This window comes from Catenibacterium sp. RTP21428st1_D7_RTP21428_210409 (genome assembly GCF_040227455.1).
Lineage (GTDB): Bacteria > Bacillota_I > Bacilli_A > Erysipelotrichales > Coprobacillaceae > Catenibacterium > Catenibacterium mitsuoka_A.
In genome coordinates, this window is record NZ_JBEHVX010000091.1 from 1 (window position 1) to 9,243 (window position 9,243).

The window sequence follows — 9,243 nt, forward strand, 5'->3', positions numbered from 1 at the left end:
TTTCGGTCAATCCAAAGCATACACGATGACATAGTAAGTAATGTTCGTGAGAACTTACATTATCTCGATGTGAGTATGTTTAATCACATTTTGAGTGGCAGGATTTTGTATGATTGATCATATGGAAATAAGAGGCGCAAAGGTTCATAATTTAAAAAATATCGACGTTGATATTCCTTTAAATAAGATTGTAGCTATTTCTGGTGTATCAGGGAGTGGTAAGTCTTCTTTAGCATTAGGAGTCATCTATGCTGAAGGTTCTAGAAGATATCTAGAAGCATTATCTACTTATACAAGAAGACGAATCTCTCAAGGAGAAAAAGCCAAAGTAGATTCTATTAGATATGTTCCTAGTACTCTAGCATTACATCAAAGACCTAATATACCTGGCATTCGTTCTACCTTTGGAACACAGACAGAATTATTGAATTCTATTCGCTTATTATTTTCACGTTGTGGAGATTATTTATGTCCTAACGGGCATAGAGTGCCTGCGAGTATAAATGTAGCAAGAGGTGAAATGATTGAGTGCCCAATCTGCCGTGAAAGATTTAATGGCTTAAGTGCTCAGGAGTATGCCTTTAATTCACAAGGCGCATGTCCTGATTGTCAGGGCACTGGTATTGTACAGACAATTAATATTGATGCTTTGATTCCTGATCCTCATCTAACTATTGATGAAGGGGCTGTAGCGCCATGGAATACACTCATGTGGTCATTAATGAAAGATGTCTGTCGTGCAATGGGTGTGCGTACTGATGTTCCTTTTGAAGAATTAACAGAAGAAGAGAAGCATATTGTATATGATGGACCAATGGTAAAAAAACATATTTTCTATCGTCCTAAGAATAAAGAGAGCGTGGAAGCAGGAGAATTAGATTTTACTTACTATAGTGCCAAAGCAACTGTCTTGAATGCATTAAAGAAGGTCAAGAATGAAAAGAATATGAAGCGTGTTAGTAAATTCCTTAAGGAAGAGCCATGCCCGACTTGTCATGGCTCTCGTATTAATACACGTGCAAATTCTACATTACTAGGTGATAAGACTTTAACTGAAGTATGTGCGATGAGTTTAAAGGATTTAGCTGCATGGCTTCCACAGGTAATCAATACCCTTAATGATGATGTGAAAGAAATGGGTTCTACAATTCTTGAAGAATTCATGATTAATGCGAATGCATTGCTATCTTTAGGACTCGGTTATCTGACTCTTGATCGTGCTTCTTCTACATTATCAACAGGTGAACTACAAAGAGTACAGCTTGCACGTACTGTAAAAAATAGAACGACAGGTGTTCTTTATGTTCTTGATGAACCTTCTATTGGATTACATCCAGCCAATGTAGATGGCTTGATTGCGATTATGAAAGAGTTGATTAAGGATGGGAACTCTATTGTTTTGGTCGATCATGATACAAGAATTCTTAAGGAAGCGGATTATATGATTGAAATAGGGCCTGAAGCAGGTAAAAATGGTGGTTCTATAATCAGTCAGGGTACTATTGATGAAATCATTCAGGATAAGAATTCTATCATTGGACCTTATCTCAATGATTTACATCAAACTCTTGTAAGAAATAAGAAAGAGATTTTTAATGAGGGCTTTTTAAGACTTAAGACAGATACAATACATACTGTCAAACCACTGGATATTTCTATTCCTAAAGGAGTTCTTACTACAATTACTGGTATGTCTGGAAGTGGTAAGACAACATTGATTCTTGAATCGTTATATCCTGCCATAAAGGCTTCATTAAATCATGAAGTACTTCCTCAACATATAAAAGAATTGGATGCATCATGGGTCAATAAGGTTGATTTGATTGATGCGTCCCCTATTGGAAATAATGTCAGAAGTACTGTCGCAACTTATTCTGGTGTATTTGATCATTTAAGAAGGTTGTATGGAAGATTAAGTGATCAATATAGTGCAGGTGATTTTTCTTATAATACAGGTAAGTTAAGATGTCCTGTATGTGAAGGTACTGGTACTATTTCTATGGATATACAGTTTCTTCCAGATATAGAAACGACTTGTGAACATTGTGATGGAACACGTTACAGCAATGATGTGGATTCTATAATGTACCATGGTTATTCTATTAAGGATGTGATGTCTCTTACTATCTTAGAAGCTTTAGATGTATTTAAAGAAAGTAAGAAGATTAAAGAGAAACTACAGGTTCTAGTAGATTTAGGAATTGGTTATTTGACTCTTGGTGAAGCAACACCTGCCTTATCTGGTGGAGAAGCACAAAGATTAAAACTGGCATCAGAAATAGGAAAAGTACAAGATGGAAGCATCTTTATCTTTGATGAACCTTCTATTGGATTACATCCATTAGATGTAGAAACACTACTTCGTGTATTTGATACATTAATTAATCAAAAAGCGACTATTATTGTGATTGAACATGACTTAGATGTTATTAGAAATTCTGATTACATTATTGATATGGGTCCTGAGGGCGGTCAACTTGGTGGAGAGATTATTGCGACGGGAACTGTCGAAGAAATTAAGCAGAATAAGAATAGTAAAATTGGAAAATACTTGTGAAAAGCTGTAACGAATACTTGAGCGTTACAGCTCTTTTTCATAGAAAAAAGAATATCAGAAATAATATCCGATATTCTTATTGCCATTCAATTTCTACATTTTTTTGATAATGTGCTAGTCCTATGCGAATCACTGTTCCACTTAATTCACTATTATATCTTCTACTGTTAATTTGATCTATTGCTGATTTTGCGAGTTGTTTCAAATCAACTGAACTATCATTTGTATATTTAAATTCTAGAATATATGATATTTGATTTTTCTTGGATTTTAGTATGATATCACATCTTCCCTTTCCTACTTCTCGATTACTGATTACTTCATACTCATTAGAAAGCCAGGCACACATTCCAAGCAACATCATGTGATAACTATTTTCATCTTTCAAATCATGATAAGAAGGTAATGTGAGTAAAATCTTTCGATATCTGTCTTCAAAATCTTCTTTTTTGCAACGTTTTAATGAATTAAATAGTACTGTCAAATCTGTTTCAGTCGCTTTCAAATGATAGGCTGTAAGCTTTCTAAATTCCAATTGAACTTCTTGATTAGGAATTTTTATGATATATAAACTATCTTGAATAGATATTGTTTTATGTAATGTTAGATATCCAGCATTAACCAAAAGACCCCACAAGTTTTCTGTATTGTTTACTTCAAAAAAGCTCGTATCCATTTTTACAGTGGTTTCGAGTTTACCATTTCGAATAAGCTCCTCATAGCCTCTCTCAAAAGCTTCATCACTGCTAGATATTGCTTTTTTTAATCATTGTATTACTGCTCGTATTCACCCAATAAGGCTCTAATACTTTTCTAGAAGCATAATTCAAGATAGACCATGGATTATAGATATCATGTTCTCCAAAATGATATCCATCATACATAGATTTCACTTCATCATTGAATGATAAATCATAATATTCTAATGTTTGCTTCGTTTCTTCTTCTGTAAAGCCAAAGTATTTAGAATATTCTGGATCTTTTACTGTACATACAACCAAATTATTCAAATCGCTGAAGATGTTCTCTTTCGCAACTCTTTGAATACCAGTCATCATTGCATAATGTAGACTCGTAGATGTCTTTAATGCATTATGAAGCAGAGAAGATAATCCCCCTCGCAACTCTTCATAATATCCTCCAACATGGGCTTCAATAAAAGGTGTGTCATATTCATCTATGAATACCATTACTTTTTTGTGGTAATATTTCTCTAATCGTTCCATCAAAAAAGAAAGTGCATCGATAATATTATCTAGAATCCCATCATTTTTTGTCATTAACCCTTGTACAAGAGATTCATATTCGTTTTGTTCAAATACAGTCATTTTTTGTTCAAATACATGAGCATATCGATCATATTCTTTACGCAGTTGTAATTTAATTTCCTTTACAACATTCCATTTATCATTCTTCGCATTCGCAAACGAAATGAAGATTGTAGGATATTGATTCATTTCTGATATATACTCTGTTTCAACAATTTTTGTATCTTTGAATATTTCTTTAGAATCTTTAGTAATATCAAAGAATGAAGACATCATTGACATATTGATTGTTTTTCCAAACCTTCTAGGTCGAGTAATAAGAGTGACAGTACTTTTTCTCATTAAAAAATCATAAATCATCATACTTTTATCGATAAAAAAATAATTCTGATTCTTTAAAGTTTCATAATCTACTACTCCTAAAGGTATAGCTTTTCTCATATGGACACTCCTTTCTTTTCTATTATTATACCATAACTATCTTGTTGAATAAGCGATAAACTATCAAGTTGTACCTAGTCAATATAATATCTATTCTTTCCCCTGCTTTTCTTTCCATATTCTATCGCCTTTTTAGGACATTTCGCAATACATGCCATACAATGCGTACATTCCTTACCCCATACAGGACGATGATCTTTTATTTGGATATTTTTTAATGGACATAATTTCTCACATAATCCACATCCAATACATTCATCCGTACTATAGAAAGCATCTGCTTTCACAAAAAGTGGATAGAAAACTGTATTCACAATAGAAGATTGGAACTTGTCTTTCAATTGTAATGACATACCAGGAAAAGGTAAATGCTGATGGATATAGGAAACTGCTTGTTTAATAACAGGAACTGCCTGTTTAATAGTCTTTTTGGCTTCCTCATCTTCTGGTGTATCAAACATTGCGAGATAGTTTTCTGGCATAATGATTTCCATTGTACCTCTATAGTTGAACCCCTTCTTCTCACATAGTTTTCTATTATAATAACCTGCATTGCCTATATTTCCCCCACAATCCATCACAAAATAAACTTCTTCAACATCCTTAAAAGCTGTCAAACGAATCCATTCTTCGACAATACGAGGTATTCTCCAGGCATAAGTAGGTACGACAAATACCAATGTTCCTTGGATATTCTGTAAGCTATGGTCATTATTTCTAATAAGTGTATTCATAAATAAATCCTTTTGTTTGTCATAGGCGGAAACCCACTGCCTTTAGGCGGTGAGAGGAGCCTCGTAAATCGTTATTTATTATCCCTGACTTTCAATATATTTTTGTATAGTTGCTGATGACACTTCTCCAATGCTGCAAGCAAAATAACCATATGGACAAATTTTTTTCCTCCCAATACTGTCTTGATAAGACTGAACTATACTTTTGCCATAAGTAGTATGTTGTTTCCTGCTTTACAATTTTGACAATATCGCAAACTCTATCTGCTGTACCGTAACTTAATAAGAAATGTATATGGTCTTTGTCAGTTTCTATCGCAATAATTTCGTAGCGCGAGTATTAGTTATATGGAGAATCTCTTGTTTAGCATCATCGGCGATAGAATCGTTGAGTAATTGTTTACGGTATTTGGTTACTAGAACTATATGTACTTTCAGGCTGTATTTTCGTCTGTTATGACGATTATATCTACTATCCACAGTTCACCTCAAAATATAGATATTTCTCTATAAATTAGATATAATATATAGTGAAATATCTATGAAAGGAGTGCATCTATGGAACAGATGACTATTACAGCCAAAATTCAAATAATCGCAGCTGAAGCAGATAAGGTTTTGCTTGATGAAACTATGTCTGTTTATCGTAATGCCTGCAATTATGTTTCAGACTATGTATTCCGCACTCATGACTTAAAGCAGTTTTCACTTAATAAGGCTTTGTATTCTACTTTACGAGAAAAGTTTAACCTTAAATCGCAGATGGCGCAGTCTGTTCTGAAGACTGTTATCGCCAGATATAAGACCATTCTTGAAAATCAGAATGAGTGGATTAAACCATCGTTCAAAAAGCCTCAGTATGATTTGGTTTGGAACAGAGATTATTCCTTAACTCAAAACTGTTTTTCAATCAATACTCTTAATGGTCGTGTGAAGTTGTCTTATTTTTCAGATGGAATGTCTAAGTATTTCAATCATACGATTTATAAGTTTGGTACTGCCAGACTTGTAAATAAGCATGGTAAATACTATCTGCATATACCAGTTACCTATGAGGTTGAAGAAAGTAATATTACTGACATCTGTAACGTTGTAGGTATCGACAGAGGTATTAACTTTGTTGTTGCAACTTATGACAGCAAACATAAGTCTGGATTTGTTAGCGGTAAAGCTATTAAACAGAAACGTGCTAACTATTCCAAGCTTCGTAAGGAACTCCAGATGCGACATACGCCATCCTCAAGACGAAGACTGAAAGCTATCGGCCAGCGAGAAAACCGTTGGATGCAGGATATTAACCATCAGGTATCGAAGGCACTCGTTGAAAGCAACCCAAAGCACACTCTCTTTGTATTGGAAGATTTGTCAGGTATTCGTAATGCTACAGAACGTGTTAAAACAAAATATCGTTATGTTTCTGTATCATGGTCTTTCTATGACCTTGAGCAGAAACTAATCTACAAAGCAAAACAGAATCAGTCTTCTGTTATTAAGGTAGACCCTCGCTATACAAGTCAGTGCTGCCCTTGCTGTGGACATGTTGAAAAGTCTAACCGCAATAAGAAGATACATCTGTTTACTTGCAAAAAATGTGGTTATAAATCTAATGATGACCGCATTGGAGCTATGAATCTGTATCGTATGGGAATAAACTATCTTGCAGATAGCCAAGTACCTAATACAGTTGTAACAGAGTAAACTCTGCTGCAAAGGGTGCTGTCAACCACCCTATGATGTAACGCCACTTTAGATAGCAATATCTATTGGGGTTAAAGGTCGGAGGTGTAAACCGTTAGTACGACTGGGCAGTTACAAGCCCATGACCTTTAGGTCGTGGGTAGTTGACACTTATATAATCTTCATTTAATTGTTGATGTAGTTCTCTTGCAATATATCGACTATTGCCTGTTCCTGTAAAATAATAAATCATTTGTGTACTCCTAGTTATATACAACTAACTTTCAATGTAATTTTTTAAAAAATGGTGTATACTTTGTAAAGAAAGAAGGTAATGCAATGAAAAGAAAATGCTGGTGTGGTAGTCAGTTAGACTATCATGATTGTCATGAAGCTTTTGATAAAAAGCTTAAACAATATAAAAAACATGGTTATCTTATTCCTAATCATAAAATGATTAAGAATGAGAAACAGATTGAAGCTATTAAAAGAGCGGCTGTAGTCAATAATGGATTATTAGATTATATTGAAGAACATATTCAAATTGGTATGACAACACAGGATATTGATGATATGGCTGTAGCTTATACTTCAAGTCATGGAGGTTATTCTGCAGATTTAAACTATGAAGGGTATCCTAAGAGTATCTGTACTTCTGTCAATGATGAAGTATGTCATGGTATTCCTGGAGATTATGTACTTCAGGATGGAGATATCATTAATGTGGATGCTACAACTGGAGTAAATGGCTATTATGCAGATGCTTCAAGAATGTTTATGCTAGGTCATGTATCAGAAGAAGCACAGCGTCTAGTAAAAGTGACTAAAGAATGTCTTGAAGAAGGTATGAAGGCTGTAAAGCCTTGGGAAAGTACTATTGCTGATATTGGTACAGCAATTGAAAAGCATGCCCACGCCAATGGCTATAGTGTTGTAGAAGAGTTCTGTGGTCATGGTATTGGAAAAGCCATGCATGAGGATCCTTATGTATATCATTATACACCAAAAGAAAAGACTGTATTAATAGTTCCTGGAATGGTATTTACTATTGAACCAATGATTAACCAGGGAACACGTCATATCCATCTAGGTACTGATAATGACTGGACTGTTTATACAGATGATGGAAAACTATCAGCACAATGGGAACATACTCTTCTTGTGACAGAAGATGGTGTAGAAATTATTTCTAAATAGTTAGAAACATTGTAATATTAACCAGATATGAGAGAAGTCCTTATTTTTAAGGTCTTCTTTTTTGATCCAATAATAGATAGAACCAAAATCCCCAAACATGATATCTGTCTCTTTTGTACAGATAGAACTGCATTGGAATAAGAGAATCCATTCATGCTTGTGGGCTTGTATTTTCTTTTGATCCACTAATGTAGTTGTATAAGAATTGTCATATCCCTGATAGATTGTTTCACAATCACCTTCCATTTCATCTTGGATAATATCCGGATAACCTAGTAACTTGAAGTTATTTTCTTTAAGGAAATATGGGTTATATTTTCTACATATCTTTTGATAGTTCTTTTCATCCAGTCCATCTATTTCGCAGTATGTTGGAAAGCTCAATTGTTGTGATAAGTTTAATGAGAGTTCAGGAATAATGAATTCTTCATCTAAGTCTTTTGGTTAGTCTCTTTCTTCTAAAATACTTAGATTAGGAAAATAATAGACTCTTGCACATCCTTGATCTTTTGCTTCTAGTCCTGCTGGCATTGTATGCAAATCATAGAAGAACAATAACAATCCTTTGGATGGAAGTAAATGATCCACGTCAAAAAAAGAAGCTTCTTCTAGATTAATAGAAGCAACAAGTGTTAAGGGTCTTTCTTCTACGATACCATCAAAGTCTTCTCCTGTATAATAAGGCCATGCAAAGTCTTTAGGTACAAGTGGTTTACCTCCCAGCTTACTAAAGTACTTATCAGGCTTTTTTTCTTTATATTGAAGATATATTTCATTTTTTGCATATTGTCTTATTTTTCTTGCATATTTCATCGTATTAAACATAGTAATCACCTACTTCAATTATAGTTTATCTCCCTTATCTTTACACTTAATTTTCATTTGACTTATTATTTCATTATTAAGACAAATGATTATTATCCTACCTCTTGCTTATATATTCTCTCTACTAGTAAGAAATGGACAGATGAGTATAACACTGATCTGGTGGGCTTTTCCTATTACTGAATTCTTTTCATGTTTAGTAGGTATGAAGCTATTAAAAAGGATTAAACAAAAACTATTTAAAGCATAACGAAAAAGACTGCTTCTGTAGATAAAGGATAAAATGTAGGTTAATGCATTTTATCCTTTTTTCTTTTTTAAAAGAATATCACAATATGTTTTATCATTATTTGTCTTTATGATCATTTCACCTGAATATTTTCTTATTACATTTTCTAATAAAAGAGGATATAACTCAGTTTCACTTTTATCCTTACAATAAAAACTTAATGACAGATAATAAAACTTTTTGAATACCCATAATCTACAGGTAACGATTTAAGAGAAGTGTGGAGCAGAAATATTCAGGATATAGACTATTTGT

At 33.6% G+C, this 9,243-nt stretch carries 6 protein-coding genes and 2 pseudogenes; 3 read left to right on the forward strand and 5 right to left on the reverse strand.

Going from position 1 to position 9,243, the window contains the following annotated elements; translation table 11 throughout:
* The first annotated feature begins 109 nt into the window (after nucleotides 1-109).
* A complete protein-coding gene (locus tag ABUA27_RS10860) occupies nucleotides 110-2,557 on the forward strand; it encodes an excinuclease ABC subunit UvrA (protein ID WP_288835380.1) in 2,448 nt (815 codons plus the stop codon).
* Between the two features lie 76 nt (nucleotides 2,558-2,633).
* On the opposite strand, the gene ABUA27_RS10865 is transcribed toward ABUA27_RS10860, so the two are convergent.
* From ABUA27_RS10865 to tnpA, 4 genes and pseudogenes are all read right to left on the reverse strand, one after another.
* Complete coding sequence (locus tag ABUA27_RS10865; protein ID WP_330041699.1) at nucleotides 2,634-3,233, reverse strand: PD-(D/E)XK nuclease domain-containing protein; 600 nt, start codon at nucleotides 3,231-3,233, stop codon at nucleotides 2,634-2,636.
* Between the two features lie 70 nt (nucleotides 3,234-3,303).
* Nucleotides 3,304-4,266 carry an AAA family ATPase gene (locus tag ABUA27_RS10870; RefSeq protein WP_238634490.1) on the reverse strand — a complete coding sequence of 321 codons (963 nt, stop codon included), beginning with the start codon at nucleotides 4,264-4,266 and terminating at the stop codon, nucleotides 3,304-3,306.
* A gap of 74 nt (nucleotides 4,267-4,340) precedes the next feature.
* Entirely contained in the window at nucleotides 4,341-5,000 is a 660-nt protein-coding gene (locus ABUA27_RS10875; protein ID WP_287846720.1) for an EFR1 family ferrodoxin, read from the reverse strand.
* Nucleotides 5,001-5,078: 78 nt separating this feature from the next.
* Nucleotides 5,079-5,480 (reverse strand): annotated as a pseudogene (tnpA, locus tag ABUA27_RS10880) (IS200/IS605 family transposase).
* A gap of 78 nt (nucleotides 5,481-5,558) precedes the next feature.
* Between tnpA and ABUA27_RS10885 the strand changes: the two are divergent.
* Both ABUA27_RS10885 and map read left to right on the forward strand, forming a co-directional pair.
* The gene (locus ABUA27_RS10885; RefSeq protein WP_349820703.1) at nucleotides 5,559-6,698 is read left to right on the forward strand and encodes an RNA-guided endonuclease TnpB family protein; all 1,140 of its coding nucleotides are present in this window, start codon (nucleotides 5,559-5,561) and stop codon (nucleotides 6,696-6,698) included.
* A 318-nt stretch (nucleotides 6,699-7,016) separates the two neighbouring features.
* Nucleotides 7,017-7,874, forward strand: a complete 858-nt coding sequence (gene map, locus ABUA27_RS10890; protein WP_040390289.1) for a type I methionyl aminopeptidase — start codon at nucleotides 7,017-7,019, stop codon at nucleotides 7,872-7,874.
* Here map and ABUA27_RS10895 read toward each other — a convergent pair.
* Nucleotides 7,875-8,699: pseudogene (locus ABUA27_RS10895) on the reverse strand (YwqG family protein). It abuts the gene before it with no gap.
* Between the last annotated feature and the right edge of the window lie 544 nt (nucleotides 8,700-9,243).